The sequence below is a fragment of the Stappia stellulata genome (assembly GCF_020176715.1).
Taxonomy (GTDB): Bacteria; Pseudomonadota; Alphaproteobacteria; order Rhizobiales; family Stappiaceae; genus Stappia.
Genome location: NZ_JAIVMF010000005.1, coordinates 229,209 through 245,705 on the forward strand (window position 1 = coordinate 229,209; position 16,497 = coordinate 245,705).

At 66.1% G+C, this 16,497-nt stretch carries 17 protein-coding genes and 3 tRNA genes; 10 read left to right on the top strand and 10 right to left on the bottom strand.

The window, feature by feature from the left end:
• Together LC092_RS09125 and thrS are read left to right on the top strand one after the other, a co-directional pair.
• Positions 1-1,461: a RimK family protein gene (locus LC092_RS09125; protein ID WP_224806203.1), complete on the top strand. Its 1,461-nt coding sequence runs from the start codon at positions 1-3 to the stop codon at positions 1,459-1,461.
• A gap of 208 nt (positions 1,462-1,669) precedes the next feature.
• The gene (thrS, locus tag LC092_RS09130; RefSeq protein ID WP_224806204.1) at positions 1,670-3,631 is read left to right on the top strand and encodes a threonine--tRNA ligase; all 1,962 of its coding nucleotides are present in this window, start codon (positions 1,670-1,672) and stop codon (positions 3,629-3,631) included.
• A 282-nt stretch (positions 3,632-3,913) separates the two neighbouring features.
• On the opposite strand, the gene LC092_RS09135 is transcribed toward thrS, so the two are convergent.
• On the bottom strand, positions 3,914-4,945 hold the full coding sequence (locus LC092_RS09135) for a hypothetical protein (protein ID WP_224806205.1): 1,032 nt from the start codon (positions 4,943-4,945) through the stop codon (positions 3,914-3,916).
• 249 nt (positions 4,946-5,194) lie between these two features.
• Here LC092_RS09135 and LC092_RS09140 point away from each other — a divergent pair, with 249 nt between their 5' ends.
• Entirely contained in the window at positions 5,195-5,779 is a 585-nt protein-coding gene (locus LC092_RS09140) for a nitroreductase (RefSeq protein ID WP_224806206.1), read from the top strand.
• On the top strand, positions 5,776-6,387 hold the full coding sequence (locus LC092_RS09145) for a flavin reductase family protein (protein WP_224806207.1): 612 nt from the start codon (positions 5,776-5,778) through the stop codon (positions 6,385-6,387). Before LC092_RS09140 ends, LC092_RS09145 begins: the two co-directional genes overlap by 4 nt.
• Positions 6,388-6,456: 69 nt before the next feature.
• On the opposite strand, the gene LC092_RS09150 is transcribed toward LC092_RS09145, so the two are convergent.
• Together LC092_RS09150 and LC092_RS09155 are read right to left on the bottom strand one after the other, a co-directional pair.
• Positions 6,457-7,344, bottom strand: a complete 888-nt coding sequence (locus LC092_RS09150) for an HpcH/HpaI aldolase/citrate lyase family protein (RefSeq protein ID WP_224806208.1) — start codon at positions 7,342-7,344, stop codon at positions 6,457-6,459.
• Positions 7,345-7,347: 3 nt separating this feature from the next.
• Positions 7,348-7,809: a MaoC family dehydratase gene (locus tag LC092_RS09155; protein WP_224806209.1), complete on the bottom strand. Its 462-nt coding sequence runs from the start codon at positions 7,807-7,809 to the stop codon at positions 7,348-7,350.
• 197 nt (positions 7,810-8,006) lie between these two features.
• Between LC092_RS09155 and LC092_RS09160 the strand changes: the two genes are divergently transcribed.
• Positions 8,007-9,110, top strand: a complete 1,104-nt coding sequence (locus tag LC092_RS09160; protein ID WP_224806210.1) for a transglycosylase SLT domain-containing protein — start codon at positions 8,007-8,009, stop codon at positions 9,108-9,110.
• A gap of 391 nt (positions 9,111-9,501) precedes the next feature.
• Positions 9,502-10,653, top strand: coding sequence for a DUF2336 domain-containing protein (locus LC092_RS09165; protein ID WP_224806211.1), 1,152 nt, complete (start codon positions 9,502-9,504; stop codon positions 10,651-10,653).
• 12 nt (positions 10,654-10,665) lie between these two features.
• Here LC092_RS09165 and LC092_RS09170 read toward each other — a convergent pair whose 3' ends face one another.
• The 3 genes from LC092_RS09170 to LC092_RS09180 form a co-directional block, all read right to left on the bottom strand.
• A complete protein-coding gene (locus LC092_RS09170) occupies positions 10,666-11,199 on the bottom strand; it encodes an Hpt domain-containing protein (RefSeq protein WP_224806212.1) in 534 nt (177 codons plus the stop codon).
• Positions 11,200-11,296: 97 nt separating this feature from the next.
• Positions 11,297-11,875 carry a response regulator gene (locus LC092_RS09175; RefSeq protein WP_224806213.1) on the bottom strand — a complete coding sequence of 193 codons (579 nt, stop codon included), beginning with the start codon at positions 11,873-11,875 and terminating at the stop codon, positions 11,297-11,299.
• Positions 11,876-12,048: 173 nt separating this feature from the next.
• A complete protein-coding gene (locus LC092_RS09180; protein ID WP_224806214.1) occupies positions 12,049-12,831 on the bottom strand; it encodes an NAD kinase in 783 nt (260 codons plus the stop codon).
• A 47-nt stretch (positions 12,832-12,878) separates the two neighbouring features.
• Between LC092_RS09180 and cutA the strand changes: the two genes are divergently transcribed.
• Complete coding sequence (cutA, locus tag LC092_RS09185) at positions 12,879-13,229, top strand: divalent-cation tolerance protein CutA (protein ID WP_224806215.1); 351 nt, start codon at positions 12,879-12,881, stop codon at positions 13,227-13,229.
• Here cutA and LC092_RS09190 read toward each other — a convergent pair whose 3' ends face one another.
• The 4 genes from LC092_RS09190 to LC092_RS09205 form a co-directional block, all read right to left on the bottom strand.
• Positions 13,230-14,135: a cytochrome c gene (locus LC092_RS09190; RefSeq protein WP_224806216.1), complete on the bottom strand. Its 906-nt coding sequence runs from the start codon at positions 14,133-14,135 to the stop codon at positions 13,230-13,232.
• Between the two features lie 106 nt (positions 14,136-14,241).
• Positions 14,242-14,685: a c-type cytochrome gene (locus LC092_RS09195; RefSeq protein ID WP_224806217.1), complete on the bottom strand. Its 444-nt coding sequence runs from the start codon at positions 14,683-14,685 to the stop codon at positions 14,242-14,244.
• Between the two features lie 184 nt (positions 14,686-14,869).
• A tRNA-Thr gene (locus LC092_RS09200) sits at positions 14,870-14,945 on the bottom strand.
• Positions 14,946-15,062: 117 nt separating this feature from the next.
• The gene (locus LC092_RS09205; protein ID WP_224806218.1) at positions 15,063-15,860 is read right to left on the bottom strand and encodes a TrmH family RNA methyltransferase; all 798 of its coding nucleotides are present in this window, start codon (positions 15,858-15,860) and stop codon (positions 15,063-15,065) included.
• 210 nt (positions 15,861-16,070) lie between these two features.
• On the opposite strand from LC092_RS09205, the gene LC092_RS09210 reads away from it, so the two are divergent.
• From LC092_RS09210 to LC092_RS09220, 3 genes are all read left to right on the top strand, one after another.
• Positions 16,071-16,155: transfer RNA gene (locus LC092_RS09210), tRNA-Tyr, on the top strand.
• Positions 16,156-16,169: 14 nt separating this feature from the next.
• A tRNA-Gly gene (locus tag LC092_RS09215) sits at positions 16,170-16,243 on the top strand.
• 138 nt (positions 16,244-16,381) lie between these two features.
• A partial coding sequence (locus LC092_RS09220; protein ID WP_263625856.1) for a GTP-binding protein occupies positions 16,382-16,497 on the top strand: 116 nt, incomplete at its 3' end.

Genomic DNA, 16,497 nt, shown 5'->3' on the forward strand with positions numbered 1-16,497 from the left:
ATGGCCACATGGGTCGTACTCGTCGACAATCCCAAGGATGTCTCCAACGCCGACACGCCGCACAAGGTGATGAGCGTGCGCGACTACCTGATGCGGCCGAAGCTCTTTACCGGCACGCATCCCAATATCATCAACCTGTCGCGCTCCTACGCCTATCAGGGCGCGGGCTACTACGCCTCGCTGCTGGCCGAGGCGCGCCAGCACCGCGTGCTGCCCAACGTCGAGACGATGATCGAATTGTCCCGCAAGGGGCTTTACCGCCATGCGCTGCCCGAGCTGGAGGACAGCCTCAACCGCTGTCTCGCCAAGGCGGACAAGGATGTCGTCGGCGAGCGCATCCTCGTGTGCCTCGGCTACAGCAGCGTCGCCGCGCTGGAACCCTTCGCGCGTCTGCTGTTCGACTGGTACCGCGCGCCGATCCTGGAGGTGACGCGCACCTCCGGCGACTGGTCGGCGATCGCCCGCATCCGCACGGTGTCGATCTCCGATCTCGATGCGGAGCGCCGCGCCTTCATGATGGAGAGCCTGGAGCGCTACACCCATCGCGCCTGGCGCGCGCCGAAGCAGCGCGTGCCGATGAAATATTCGCTCGCCGTGCTGTCGGACCCGAAGGACGAACTGCCGCCCTCCAGCCAGGCGTCGCTGCGCCACATGGCCAAGGTCGCCGCGCGCCAGGGGGTGGAACTCGTGCCCATCGGCAAGGGCGACCTCGACCGGCTGGCGCAACATGACGCGCTCTTCATCCGCGAGACGACGAATATCGACAATCACACCTATCGCTTCGCCCGCCGCGCGACGCAGGAGCGCATGCCGGTGATCGACGATCCGGTCTCCATGATCCGCTGCACCAACAAGGTCTATCTGGCCGAACTGATGGAAAGCCACGGCGTGCCCGTGCCGCGCACCGCGATCCTTTCCAGCGTCAAGGAGGCGGCCGGCCTTGAACAGCGGCTCGGCTCGCCGGTGGTCCTCAAGATCCCGGACGGTTCCTTCAGCCGGGGCGTCTTTCGCGTTTCGGGCGAGGCGGAGATCGCGGAAAAGCTGAAACTGCTGCTCGACGACAGCGACATCATCATCGCCCAGGAATATTGCCCGACGGAATTCGACTGGCGCATCGGCGTGCTCGACGGCGAGCCTTTGTTCTCGGTGCAGTATCTGATGGCGAAGAAGCACTGGCAGATCGTCAAGCACGAGGACGGCAAGCAGGCCAAGGAGGGCAGCTTCCGCTCCGTGTCGTTGGCCGAAACGCCGCCGGCGGTGGTGGAGACGGCGGTGCGCGCCGCCCGCCTCATCGGCGACGGCTTCTATGGCGTCGATCTGAAATCCTTCGGCGACCGCGTCGTGGTGATCGAGGTCAACGACAATCCCAACCTCGACCACGGGGTCGAGGATTCCGCGGAAAAAGACGCGGTGTGGGAACGGCTGGTGCGCTGGTTCGTGCGCCGCATCGAGGCGCGGTAGGGGCGCGGCAGAAGGGGCAGTAGCGAGCACGCTCGCGCCCTCCCGTCCGGCTCACTGTTGCCCCAAAGGCGCAAATCCCATATCAGGGGCGCGCCGGCGCTTGCGCGATCTTGCGCGACCGACGCCGTCACCCCAGAAAGCGGGGGCGCCTCAGCCCCTGAAGCCCATGCTTACCTGCCGCGTTTGCAGGAGTGAGCCGGAGAGACACATGATCGACCTGACCTTTCCCGACAATTCCGTTCGCGCGTTCGAGCCAGGCGTCACCGGCGCGGAGATCGCCGCCGGCATTTCCAAGTCGCTTGCCAAGAAGGCGGTCGCGGTTGCCATCGACGGAACGCTCGCCGACCTGTCTGAGCCGATCCGCTCTGACGCGAAGCTGGAGATCGTGACGCGCGACGACCCGCGCGCGCTGGAACTGATCCGCCACGACGCGGCCCATGTGATGGCCGAGGCCGTGCAGGAGCTGTGGCCGGGAACGCAGGTCACCATCGGTCCGGTGATCGAGAACGGCTTCTACTACGACTTCAAGCGCGACGAGCCGTTCACCCCCGACGACCTGCCGGTCATCGAGAAGAAGATGCGCGAGATCATCCAGCGCGGCGATGCCTTCACCAAGGAAGTGTGGTCGCGCGAGGAGGCCAAGCGCCACTTCCTGTCGAAGGGCGAGACCTACAAGGTGGAACTGCTCGACGCGATCCCCGAGGGCGAGGACGTCAAGATCTACAAGCAGGGCGACTGGCTCGATCTCTGCCGTGGGCCGCATATGGCCTCGACCAAGCAGATCGGCGACGCCTTCAAGCTGATGAAGGTGGCCGGCGCCTATTGGCGCGGCGACAGCGACAACGAGATGCTGACCCGCATCTACGGCACCGCCTGGGCGAATGAGGCGGAGCTGAAGGCCTATCTCCACATGCTGGAGGAGGCGGAGAAGCGCGACCACCGCAAGCTCGGCCGCGAGATGGACCTGTTCCATTTCCAGGAAGAGGGGCCGGGCGTCGTCTTCTGGCACGCCAAGGGCTGGAGCCTGTTCCAGAGCCTCGTGTCCTACATGCGCCGCCGGCTGGCGGAAGACTATGACGAGGTCAACGCGCCGCAGATCCTTGACACCTCGCTGTGGGAGACCTCCGGTCACTGGGGCTGGTACAAGGAAAACATGTTTTCCGTGCAATGTGCCGATCCGGAAGCCGAGGACACGCGCCTCTTTGCGCTGAAGCCGATGAACTGCCCGGGTCACGTGCAGATCTTCAAGCACGGGCTGAAGAGCTACCGCGACCTGCCGCTGCGTCTGGCCGAATTCGGCGCGGTGCATCGCTACGAGCCGTCGGGCGCGATGCACGGGCTGATGCGCGTGCGCGGCTTCACCCAGGACGATGCCCATGTGTTCTGCACCGAGGAGCAGCTTGCCGAGGAGTGCCTCAAGATCAACGAGCTGATCCTGTCGACCTATGCCGATTTCGGCTTCGACGAGATCGTCGTCAAGCTTTCCACCCGGCCGGAAAAGCGTGTCGGCTCCGATGCCTCCTGGGACCATGCCGAAGCGGTGATGGGCAAGGTCTTGAAGACCATCGAGGCGCAGTCCGGCGGGCGCATCAAGACCGGCATCCTGGAAGGCGAGGGCGCCTTCTACGGTCCGAAGTTCGAATACACCCTGCGCGACGCCATCGGCCGCGAATGGCAGTGCGGCACCACGCAGGTCGACTTCAACCTGCCGGAGCGCTTCGGCGCCTTCTACGTCGACGCCAACGGCGAGAAGAAGACCCCGGTGATGGTGCACCGCGCGATCTGCGGATCGATGGAACGCTTCCTTGGCATTCTCATCGAGAACTACGCCGGACATTTCCCGCTGTGGCTGGCGCCGCAGCAGGTGGTCGTCACCACGATCACCTCGGACGCCGACGACTATGCCCGCGAGGTTCTCGCCGCGATGAAGAAGGCCGGCCTGCGCGCCGAGATCGATCTGCGCAACGAGAAGATCAACTACAAGGTCCGCGAGCATTCGCTGGCGAAGACGCCGGTGATCGTCGTCTGCGGCAAGCGCGAGGCGGAGGAGCGCACGGTAAACATCCGCCGCCTCGGCTCCAAGCACCAGACCGCCATGGGTCTCGACGAGGCGGTGTCCTCGCTGGTCGACGAGGCGATCGCCCCGGACCTGCGCCGGGACGCGGAGTAAGACTGAGCGGATCTCGGCGACGGCGGCCTGTTGGCAACGCCGCCGGGGTCACCCCAGTGACGAAGGGGGCGAGTGCTTTCCCGCATCATACCGGGCAAGCGAACGCGCGACCCGGTATCGGGGAGCCCGAGAGCTTCTTTTCGAATGAGGTGCCCGGCACGAGACCGTGCCTCACCGATCTCGGATCGCAGCTCACGCTGCGTCCGGAAGGACGCCCGTTTCGAGGCTTTTTCGCTCGATAGGGGGTTGCCGGTGTCAAAGCGTGCGCGACGGGCGGCTTGCTCAGTTTTGCATGACGCTGCTGGTCAGCACCTCGACCTCGCCGTGCTCGGCCGTCTTCACTACGAAATTGCGCGAATAGAGCTTGTCCGCATTGCGCGCGATCACCTGGTATTCACCCGATGCGAGGGTGAAGGCCGGGAAGGCGCCGTTGCCTTCCGCCACCACGTCGCCGCCCGGCGTGAGCACGCTCCAGGCGGTGCTGGCGAGCGCTTCGCCGCCGCGCTGGTTGACCAGCTTCAGCGTGACGCGCGCCGCATTGTGGTAGACGGTCGCCTCGGTGAGCTTGCCCGGTTCGACGTGGATGTCGGCCCGCACGATCGCGTTGACCCCGCCGTAGCGGCTGACCACGTGATAGGTGTCGGCGTTGAGGCGCACGACCTCGCCGGGTGCGATGTTGCCGGCGACCAGCTTGCGCTCGCCGCGACTGTTGAATTCGCGCTCGTAAATGTCGAAACGGACCCGGCCGGTGGTGATCGGCATGTGGCCGCTGAACTGGGCGTCGAGCTTCATGCCGCCGGCATTGAGCAGCACCGTCTGGCTTGTCACGCCGTTGTCGACGGCAATGCGGCTGGTGCGCCCGGCAAAGCCGAACGCCGTATGCACCAGATAGGTTCCCGGCTCGAGGCGGAAGTCCGCATCGCCCCCGGTCGCGGTGGCGACCAGTTCAAGCTGGCCGTCGTCGCCGGGCGCATCGGCATAGACGCGCCAGGACACGCCCCGGGTCAGGGACGGACTGTCCTCGCTCAGGCGGGCGACGAGATAGACCGGGCTGACCCCGGACAGGCCCGGCATGCCCGTGTCCGGGGTGATGGCCGGTGCGTAGGAAACGGCGGGGGCAATCGCTCCCTGGATCGGGGCGGGGGCTGCAAGGCCGTCGAGCGGCGCCGGATCGTCCAAAACCGCGCGGCCGTCATCGGGCCCGCCGGGGGCGCCGAGCGCGTCGGGCTTGGGCGGCGGCACGACCACCTCCTGGGCGACGGCGGACGTGGCGAGGCCCGCCACGAGTGCCAAGCCCGCAAGGAATTTCGTCAAGACATGCATGTCGTTCGATTCGTCCCGCTCGGTCGAGTTTGATCCTGCCCTAGTTCCTTCCCCAAAACTGGGGCGATTTCAAGTCGAGGCGGGTCCGCCCGGAGGTCCTTTGCGGTTTCGGCGCGCTCGCATAATTGACAGCGGGGAAAAGGCAGCTACCTGTTGCGGGGACAGGAGCCTTGCCGCGCCCGCGACGGACGCGCGAAGAGCTCTCCCCATTCGTTCGAATTCCTGCCCGGAAGGACGCTCATGACACTGGAACCCTTCGACGTGCTCGGCCATTTGCGCAAGCGCCGCTCGCACCCGGCCGCCAGCCTGGCGGAGCCCGCGCCGCAGGGCGCGGCCCTGCAGACGATCCTGGAAGCGGCCTCGCGCGTGCCGGACCACGGCAAGCTCGTGCCCTGGCGGTTCATCCTGGTGCGCGGCGACGCCCGCGACGCGCTGGGCGAAAGGCTGGTGAAGATGCTGGAAGCGCGGGGCGAGAGCCTCGACGACACGCGCCGCGAGCAGGAGGCGACGCGGTTTTCGCGCGCGCCGCTGGTGGTGGCGGTGGTCAGCCGTGCCGCCGTCCATCCCAAGATCCCGGTGTGGGAGCAGCAGCTCTGCGTCGGTGCGGTCTGCATGAACCTGGTTCACGCGGCCCATGCCAGCGGCTATGCCGCGCAGTGGCTGACCGAATGGATGGCCTTCGACGACGAGGTTGGCGCGGTGCTCGGGCTGTCGGATGCGGAGCGCGTCGCGGGCTTCGTGCACATCGGAACCCCGACGACGGTGCCGGCGGAGCGCGCCCGCCCGGATCTCGACAGCCTGATCAGCGAATGGACCCCGCAATGACCCATTATTCCTACACGATCGCCGAGGGTCACGGCCTGCCGCACAATCCCTTCAAGGCGATCGTCGCGCCGCGTCCCGTCGGCTGGATCTCGACCGTGGGGCAGGACGGCGCCTTCAATCTCGCGCCCTACAGCTTCTTCAATGCGGTTTGCGACACGCCGCCGATGGTGCTGTTTTCCTCCAGCGGCTTCAAGGACACGGTGGCCAATGTCGAGGCGTCGGGCGATTTCGTCTTCAATCTGGCGACCGAGGACCTGAAGGACGCCATGAACCGGACGTCGGCGCCCTATGCGCATGGCGTTTCGGAATTCGACAAGGCGGGCCTCACGCCGGTGGCGTCGGATCTGGTTGCCGCGCCGCGCGTCGGCGAGGCCAAGGCCGCCTTCGAGTGCCGGCACCTGCAGACCATCCGCCCGGTCGGCCTCGATGGCACGCCCGCCGACAATTGGATCGTGCTCGGCCAGGTGGTCGCGGTGCACATCGACCGCTCGGTGCTGGTCGACGGGCTGTTCGACGTCACCCTGGCGCGGCCGCTGTCGCGGCTGGGATATATGGACTACGCCGTCGTCGACAGCGTGTTCCAGATGACGCGGCCGGCCGCCGACTGAGCCACCCTTTCGGCAAGGGCGGGGGATGTCCTGTCCTTGCCGTGCGGGCGGTCATTTCGGATGGTCCGTTCAGGCGGTCGAAAGTCCGGCGGCGCGCGCGCGGGCGAGCAGCTTTTCCGCCCGCCTCAGATGCGGCCGGTCGAGCATTTCTCCGTCCAGCCCGACCACGCCCGGATCGCCGGCAGCGGCGAAGGCGTCGACGATGCGGCGCGCGTCGGCAATGGCGTCCGCGGACGGCGTGAAGACCTCGTTGATGACGGGAACCTGCGCCGGATGGATCACCATCTTGGCGGTGAATCCGTCGCGCAGCGCGTCTTCCGCTTCCCGCCGCAGGCCGTCGAGATCGCGGAAGTTGGTGAAGACCGTGTCGATGGGAATGGCGCTAGCGGCAACCGCGCCGAACAGGCACAGATTGCGCGCCATGCGGAAAGGCTCGGTGAAGCCGCCCGATGCGTCGCGGTTTCCAAGCGCGCCGATGTCGGCGGAAAGATCCTCCGCGCCCCAGGACAGCCCGTCGAGCCGCGCGCTGGCGCCGGCGTAGCTGCCGAGGTTGAACAGCGAGGCGGCGGTTTCGGTCGCGACGATCACGATCCGCGTCGACCCGTCGGGCAGGTCGTTCTGCGCCTCGTGGACGGCAAGCTTTGCGTCCAACTGTTGCACGCTTGCTCCCGAGATCGACTTCGGAAGCATGATGCCTTCGGGGGCGGCCGGCATGACTGCTGCGAGGTCGGCGTCGGTCTCGCCGGTGTCGAGGGCGTTGACGCGGACATAGAGGCGCGGGCGCTCGCTGCGCTCCCGTGCCTCGGCCAGAAACCGGGCCGCGACGGCGCGGGCATTTTCCTTGGCGTCGAGCGCGACGGAATCCTCAAGATCGATGAGGAGAACGTCGGCGCCGCTGTCGAGACCCTTGGCCAGCTTGCGCTCGCTGTCGGCCGGCACGAACAGGAGGGAGCGCATGGATCAGGCGCCTCCGTTGCGCTTTTTCATGAAGGCCTGACGGCGGCAGACGGCGACCAGCACGTCGTGCTGATTGAAGGCCTTGTGCTCGAACTCGACGATGCCGGCGTCCGGACGCGAGCGGGATTCGCGCTTGGTGATGACTTCCGTGGTGCAGTGGACGCTGTCGCCCTGAAACAGCGGGTGGGGAAACTTCACGTCGCTCATGCCGAGGTTGGCGATGGTGGTGCCAACGGTGGTGTCATTCACCGAAATGCCGATGAGCAGGCCGAGGGTGAACAGGCTGTTGACCAGCGGCTGACCCCACTCCGTCTGGGTTTCGCAGAAATGCCGGTCGATGTGCAGCGGCTGCGGGTTCAGCGTCATGTTGGAGAACAGCATGTTGTCCATCTCCGTCACCGTGCGGGTGAGCGTGTGATGAAAGACGTGCCCGATCTCGAACTCCTCAAAATGCAGTCCCGGCATGGAATCCTCCCCCTTTGGAATTGCACGCGAATGCGGTGCAATTTGCGCGATGCTTTCAGATTATGCGAATCGCCTTTCCCGCATACCCACGCAAAACCCAAGGCGCAACAGGCGTTAAGAGGCATTAACGACTCGTTAACCACTTGCCTCCGACTCTTAACCAAATCCTAAGACATGCGTACCCAGGAGTGCGGAGCATGAAAGTCGGCGACCCGTCCTCGATCGCCTCCAGGATCGAGCAAGCATTTCAGTCCGCGAGCACGACCACCGGCGCCTCCTTCGAGTATCTGGTGAAGACGGCGCAGCGGGAATCGAATTTCGATGAGGATGCCAAGGCGCGGACCTCCAGCGCCTCCGGCCTGTTCCAGTTTATCGAAAGCACCTGGCTGGAAACGATGAAGCAGTCCGGCCACAAGCACAGGCTCGGCAAATATGCCGATCAGATCGAACGCTCGCCCGGCGGCCGCTACAAGGTCGCCGATCCGGCAATGCGGCGCGAGATCCTGGCCCTGCGCGACAATGCGGAAATCGCCTCGATGATGGCGGGCGAGCTGACCCAGAAGAATGCCGACTATCTGACGCGCAAGCTCGGCCGGCAGCCGAACGAGGGCGAACTCTATATTGCGCATTTCCTCGGGGCGGGCGGGGCCAACAAGCTGATTCGTCTTGCGGAAACGCAGCCGACGCTCGCCGCCGACAGGGTGTTTTCCAAACAGGCCCGCGCCAACAAGCCGATCTTCTACGACAAGGGCGGCGCACGCACGGTCGCCGAGGTCTACGCCAATCTGGTGGCCAAGCATGGCGGTCCGACGCCGACCATCCCCGGTCTCGGAACGACGATGGTCGCAGTCTTGCCGAATGCCAAGCCGCAACTGGCCGGCAACCCGGTGACCCTCGCCGCCGTGGATGGCGCAACGACGGCCACTCCCTTGCCCGGCGGCGAGCTGACGATCGGAGACCCGACGAGCCGTGTCCTCACCGCCTGGTCGGCGACCAACGACATTTCCTCTCCGTTCCATGCGCTGTTCCGCAATGGGGTGGAGGCGAAACGCGCCTCTTTCGACAACACCTTCCTGTCGGCCTTTGCCGCACAGGAGGTGGGCCAGCAGGAGGCCGTGCAACGCGCCGCCGCGCGCCAGACGTCCGGCGAGGATGCCTACAGCCAGCGTCGCTCCCGGGTTCTCGCGCAGCTCGAGACGACGGCCACGGCTTCGCTGGAGCTGGGCAAGCCCATGGATCTCACCGGCTTTCTCAACTACCGGCCGAGCTTCGCCCAGAAGGAACTCCTGCCGCCGGTCTGACGGACTGGCCTTGCGAGAGGGTTTCGGCACGCGGTGCCATGCGCCGCGTTTTCAGGATGATGACAAAGCCTCGAGTGGCGTCCTCCCGGACGCAGCGAGAGCTGCGATCCGGGATCGGTGAGGCAGGGACCCGGCCGCTGGCAACTCCTAAAAACGGATAGGTTTTTGGCTCTCCGATACCGGGTCGCGCTTCCGCTTGCCCGGTATGACGCCTGGAGCAACTCCACCTTTGTCAGCAGCCTGCGCGGCGCCTTGCGCCGCTTGTTTTCGTTTGGCCCACCGGAGAGCCCTTGCCGGCAAAGGTGCGATCATGGTGAACGAAGCCTTAAAGGTTTATCGCGCAAACTGCTGATCCTGATGAGTTTGCAGCCGCCTTTGGGGATGCCGCACGATGATCGTTCAACAGTTTCTGCGATGGATGACCGACGCGCCGACGGAGCGCCGCGCGGATGCGACCAGCGCGCTGGCGCGGGCCTATCTTTATTCGGACCTGTCGGACGATGACCGGGACGCGGCCGAAGCGGCGATGATGATCCTGCTCGACGACCCGAGCCCGACCGTGCGCCGGGCGTTGGCCGAGGCGCTGGCGCGCAGCCCCGATGCCCCGCGCGAGGTGATTCTGGCGCTCGTTTCGGATCTTCCGCAGATTGCGGAGCCGGTCCTGACATATTCCCCCGTGCTGCTGGACGCGGAACTTGTCGACGCCGTTGCCGGCTTTGCGGATCCGTTGCCGGCTGCGGTCGCCCGCCGGTACGATATTTCGGTATCGGTGGCGGCTGCGATCGCCGAGGTCGGCTCGCTGTCCGCCTGTCTGGCCCTTGCCGAAAATCACGAGGCGGAGATCCCGAAATTCAGCCAGGCCCGCATGGTCGAGCGCCATGGCGACACCCCTGAATTCCGTGAGGCGCTGATGCGCCGCGGCGACACGCCGATCGAGATCCGCCAGATGCTGTTGAAGCAGGTCGGGGATCTGTTGAGCGATCACCCGCTCGTGCGCCTCGGCTTGCGCGAGGAGCGCGCGCGCTCCGTCGTACTCGAGGCCCGCGAACGGGCGACCGTCTCGCTTGCCAATACGGCCGACGTCGGCGAGACGCAGGCGCTTGTCGAACATCTGCTGACCAGCGGCCAGTTGACGGCCGGCCTGCTGCTTCGCGCCGTTTGCACCGGCAATACCGGCCTGTTCGAGGCCGGGCTGGCGCGCCTCTCCGGGCTTGGTCTCGGCCGGGTCGCCTCGGTGGTGCAGGGCGGTCGCATGCTGGCGCTGCGGGCGCTGCTGTCGCGGGCCGAACTTCCCGCGCGCACCCATCCGCTGTTTTGCGTTGCCGTCACGGTGTGGCGGGAGATCTCGCGCGAGGCCGGTCATGCGGTGAGCTGCGGCGGCAATGTGGTGCTGGCGCGTCGGGTGGTGGGGCTGGTGCTCGACCGCTATCAGGGCACCGACGGCGTCGAAGCCGATGATCTGGTGGTGATGCTGCGCAGGTTCTCGGCCGAAATCGCCCGCGAATCGGCGCGGGCCTATATGGAACGCACGCTGGCGGCCTGACGCGGTCGCCGCTCAGGTCTGGCCCTGATCGGCCGGCGGCGCGGTGCGCGCGACGAAATCCTCCGTCACCTCGGTGAGACGGTCGACCAGCGCGCGGGCGGTCGGGTTTTCTTCCTTCTGCGCGGTTTCCGCGACCATGGCGCGCACGGCATCGACATGCTGTGCCACCAGTTTCGCCGGCAGGCTTTCCGTCGGAACATGTTCGATCAGGTGACACAGGCTGCCGGCGACCGCCCCGACCAGCGGATAGCCGAGCGTGCTCGCCTGGCCCTTGATGTCATGGGCGGCACGAAACAGGGTTGCGCCGTTTTCCTCGGTCATGCCGTTGGCCTGGATCTCGGCCCAGGCCGCGCCGAGGGTGGCAGCCTCATTGGCCATCCAGCTGTCGAAATCCGCCGAGAGCCGCTCAAGGGCGGCTTCCGCCGACTTCACAGGGTCGAACCGCGCGGCCTCGCGCTCGCTCATCACCCGCACCTTCGACCGCAGGTCGCGCGGCGGCTTCACCACTTCATAGCCGTCATTTGACTTGGTCGGATCGCTGGCCATTGTCCTGTTCCTTGAGCGCGGGGCCGGTTCGCAACTGTGCGCAGCGCCTGTTCGGCATGGGTCATGCGCAAACCACGGCGCTATCCTTTGGGGCTCGTCACGATATCATCGAGTCGCGCGTGTTTGTCTCAGAGTGACTTTGGTCGACTTCCCCCGGGCCGTCCAGAGTATATCCGTCGTCTCGCCTTACGCCGCGGCGTTCTGCCCCGAGGAAGGTCGGGCTCTGGAAGCGGCGACGGTCCGGCCCGAAATAGCCTTTCGTGCGCACGAAATCCCGCTGGTTGAGCACGCAATTGGCGATTCGCAGATAGAGGCCGCGTGCGGAGACGGGTTTGCACATTACCTCCGTCACGCCGCAGTCGCGGGCCGCGATCACCCGCTGCCTTTGCGTGTGGGCGGTGACGGCGATGATCGGCACGTAGCAGTTCGGTTCCGGCGAGCGGCGCACGATGCGCGTCAGATCCGCGCCGTCGAGGATCGGCATCATCCAGTCCACCAGGAGCAGGTCCGGGTCGCGCGAGCCGATCATTTCCAGCGCGCTGGCGCCGTCCTCCGCCTCGAAGATCCGCCGGATGCCATAGCCGGTCAGCAGCATGCGCAAGATGCTGCGCATGTGGGGATTGTCCTCCGCCACAAGAACGCGAAGGCTGCTCAGATCGAGGTGCGGAATGGCCATGGATGCACGACGCAGAGAGGCCCGAACGTGGGGACGCCGTAACGGCAGGAGCGCCAGATCGGGCAGGCCCGGCAACCCAAACCCATCGTGATCGCGAAACCTTGCGAAAGTGTGCAAGCTCGCGCGCCAGACCCGGCGGGGCGATGCGGGACGCGGTCCGGGCCCTGCCGACGTCAGTAGCGGAACATCTCGGAGAGGATCCGCTCGTCCCAATTGTGGTCGGCATCGAAGAGCGCGAGCGAGCTCGAGTTTTTTTCCTCGCGCACCCGGACTTCCGTCACGTTGCGGATTTCGGTGTAGTCGGCAGCCGCTGAGACCGGGCGCTTGGCGGTTTCCAGCACGGTGATGCGAACGCTGACGCTGTTGGGCAGCAGCGCGCCGCGCCAGCGGCGCGGCCGGAAGGCGCTGATCGGGGTCAGCGCCAGCAGCTGGGTGTCGATCGGCAGGATCGGCCCGTGGGCGGAGAGATTGTAGGCCGTGCTGCCGGCCGGGGTGGCGATGAGAACGCCGTCGCACACCAGCTCTTCCATGCGCACGCGCTCGTCCACCGAGATTCGGAGCTTGGCCGCCTGATGGGTCTGGCGCAGCAGCGACACCTCGTTGATGGCAAGCGCGGAATGGATATGCCCGAGCGCGTCGGTCGCCTCCATCACCAGCGGGTGGATCCGGCTGACGACGGCCTTGCGAATGCGCTCCAGCAGGTTTTCCTCGCCGAATTCGTTCATCAGGAAGCCGACCGAGCCGCGGTTGAGGCCGTAGATCGGCTTGCCGGTGTTCATGAAGCGATGGAGCGTCTGCAGCATCAGCCCGTCGCCGCCGAGCGCGACGATCACGTCGGCCTTCTTCGGGTCATGCGCGCCATAGCGGCGTTCGAGCGCCTGACGGGCGTCTTCCGCCTCGCCGGTCTCGCTTGAGATGAACGCCAGTTTCTCGATAGGGTGCATCGGCTGATCCATGACACCGATCTAGCATGCGAAACCCGGAATTGGGAGTTGATCTTGCGATGCAGAGTTGCTCCGACATCCGACTGATCTATTCCACGTTTCCCGACAGCGCGAGCGCGACGGCGGCGGCCCGCGAGATCGTCGGCGCCGGCCTTGCCGCCTGCGTGAACATGTGGCCTGGCATGCGGTCGCTCTATTGCTGGGAAGGCAAGGTGGAAGAGGGCGAGGAAGTCGTTTTTCTCGCCAAGACGACCGAGGCCCGGGTCGAAGAGGCGATGGCAAGGATCGCCGCGTGTCACCCGTTCGACGAGCCGGCGGTGATCGTCGTCGACGTTGCCGCCGGGCGCGACAGTTTTCTCGACTGGATCCGCACGCAGACCGGGCAGGGGGCTGTTCCGCCAGGTGGCTGATCACTCGCCGGGCGTCAGCGTCTTAAGATAGGCCGCGACGGCCTCACGGTCGGCGGCTGGCACCTTTGCCCAGTTCTCCTGAACGGAGGTCATGCTGCCACCGACGGAATCGTAATCCGGGGTGAAGCCGCTCTCCAGGTAGTAGGCGATGTCGGTGGCCGACCAGCCGGCGATCCCCGTCGGGGACTGGGTGATGTCGGGAATGACGCCGTCGCCGCCTTCCGGATCCGGGCCGCCGGCGAGCCACCTGGACATGTCGAGGCCGCCGAGCGCATCGCGCGGCGTGTGGCATTCGGCGCAATGGCCAGCGCCGGAGACGAGATAGGCGCCGCGTTTCACCGTGTCGTCGGCCGATTGCGGCGGCTGCGGGCGTTCGGCATCGAGATAGAGAAGCTTCCAGAAACCGAGCGCCGGTCGGAAGGCATAGGGAAGCGCCAGATCATGGCCCGCGACCGTGGTGTCGCTCGCCGGCAGCGTGTCGAGAAAGCCCTTCAGGTCGATGAGGTCCTCGGCCGTCATGTGCCGGTAAGAGGTATAGGGAAAGGCCGGATAGTAGTGACGCCCGTCCGGGCTCGTGCCCTCGACCATCGCGGTCAGGAACTCTTCCGTCGTCCAGCCGCCGATGCCGTGGTCTGCGGAGGAGGAGATATTGGGGACGTTGAAGGTGCCGAAGGGCGTCTTCAGGCCCAGTCCGCCGGACATGACGAGCTTGGCATCGCCGCTAGCCCCCGGCGCGGCATGGCAGGAGGCGCAGCCGCCGGCCCAGAACACGGCCTCGCCGTTGGCGAGATCCGGCGCGCGCTCGGGAACGGCGGCGACGCGCTCCGGCCGGGTCGCGTAAAGCGCGCCTGCCGCCACCACGACAAGAACACCGGCGAGGCGCAGGAGGGTTTTTCGGCGGACCATCGGGCACTCCGGATGTCGGTTGGGATTTCGGCTGCGGACAGGCGGGGGCCGGCGGCTGAGCGGCCGGCGCCCCGGTCAGGTCTGGTAGGAGCGGGCGCGGCGGCGCTCAGTTCTTTTTGACGCGGTAGGTCTCGTGGCAGGCCTTGCAGTTCTGGGCAACCGAGCCGAAGGCGCCTTTCAGCTGTTCCAGTCCGCCACCGGCCGCCGGCAGCGCCGCAAGGGCCGCGTTCTGCATATCCATGGCGATCTTGTCGAAGCCGGCCTTGTCTTCCCAGATCTTCGGCGCGGCTTCGGTCTCGCCGGTCGTGCTGCCTTCCGGGAACATCGTGATGAAGCCGGAGGGTGTGGTGAAGAGGACGCGCATCGACATTGCGGCCAGTTCGGCGTCGTATTCGGTCTCGCCCTTAAGCATCTTGCCCAGCGTACCGGTGGCGGCGCCCACCTGTTTCATCAGGTTCTGGCGGGTTTCCACGGGGTCCGCCATGGCAAGGTTGCTCGCCAGGAAAAGCGGTAGGGCGAACGCAAGTCCGCGCATGCAGGTCTTCAGCATATGAGATCTCCCTCGGTCGCGGCACGTAGGTGGCCACGCGAAACTGTCGGCGTTGATTGAGGCGCGCTCAAGCAGGAAGACTTCACGAAAGCGTGAGGGGTGGCGCAGCACCAGCAGCGCGTCAGGCACCGAAGCGACTGCGGAGCGCATCAAGACGTGTCTCCGGATCCGACAGAGAAGGGGGTGGTGCCGGCAGCAGGATTCGAACCCGCGACCCCCTGATTACAAATCAGGTGCTCTACCAACTGAGCTATACCGGCCAAGCGAGGCGCTTCTAGCACAGGATTTTCGCCTGTGCATCCCGTTTTGCGTCCATCGCCCGTTCCCGTATCCGGCATGGGGAAAGCCGGGCTGGGCGATGGACGCCGAATGCGATCCTACTGCGCGCGGCCCCGGCCTTCCAGGCTTTCGCGGATGATGTAAAGCGCCAGCACCGCGGCATTGGAGACATTCAGCGAGGCGATCTTGCCGGGCATGTCGAGGCGGGCGAGCGCGTCGCAGTTTTCCCGCACGCCCTGACGCACGCCCTTGCCCTCGGAGCCGAGAACGAGAAGCACCCTGTCGCCGGTTGGCGTTTCCTCGAGCCGGGCCGGGCCTTCGCTGTCGAGCGCGATGGCGCGAAAGCCGCTGTCGCGCATCTCGGTGACAAAGCGCGCCATATTCTTCACGCGGACGTGGCGAATCATGTCGAGCGCGCCGGACGCGGACTTGGCAAGCACGGGACCTTCCTCCGGCGCGTGCCGTTCGGTGGTCACCACCGCATCGGCGCCAAGCGCCACGGCGGAGCGCAGGATCGCGCCGACATTATGCGGATCGGTCACCTGGTCGAGCGCCAGCACGAGGCGGGCGCGGCCAAGATCGCGCACGCCGAATGCGGGCAGGGGCTCGGCTTCCAGAACGGCGCCCTGGTGAACGGCATCGCGGCCGACCATCTGGTCGAGTTTCTTCGGCGAGGTCGTCTCGACGGGAACGTCGATGGTGATGTCGCGCTCGGTGAGGCGTCGCAGCGCGTTCTCGGTGGCATAGAGCTTGAGCCGCCGCCGCTCGGGGTTGGCGAAGGCGGCCTCGATCGTGTGAAGACCGTAAAGCCGCAGCGGCCCCTCGGGTGCCGCACCGCCCGGCTGCCTGGCCCGGCGGTGACGTCCTGGGGAAAAGGATTTGGGTGCGCGTGTCATCGCATCAGCGCTTATAGCGGGCGCGTGCGGGCGGCAAGAGGAAAGCGCCTGGGGACGGGGCGGTGATTTTGTGGCGATGACCGTCAAATGGGCGTTGACACCCCCCACCCCGTTCTGCATAACACGCGCCACGGGAGCGGCCTCGCGATTGTTTCGCAGGGCGTTTTCGTGAAGCCATCCAAGGCGCTTCGGCGACGGGGAAGGTGAAACGGAGGAGTGCCCGAGTGGTTAAAGGGGACGGACTGTAAATCCGTTGGCTTAGCCTACGTTGGTTCAAATCCAACCTCCTCCACCATCCCCCGGCCGGCGGCGGGTGTAGCTCAATGGTAGAGCAGCAGCCTTCCAAGCTGACGACGAGGGTTCGATTCCCTTCACCCGCTCCACTTCAGAGCGCCCGGCCGAAAGGCCCGGACGGCGGCACGGAAAACGTTTTCCCGCTCCGAGTATCCGCCGCCGCGTGGCGGTCGGCTCTTCACCGTGTTTGATGAACTTAACCGCAAGTTGGACAGAGAGCGACGCCGATGGCGAAAGCAAAGTTTGAGCGGACGAAGCCGCACGTGAACATTGGCACGATCGGCCACGTCGACCATGGCAAGACGACGCTTACGGCGGCGATCACGAAGCAGTTCGGCGACTT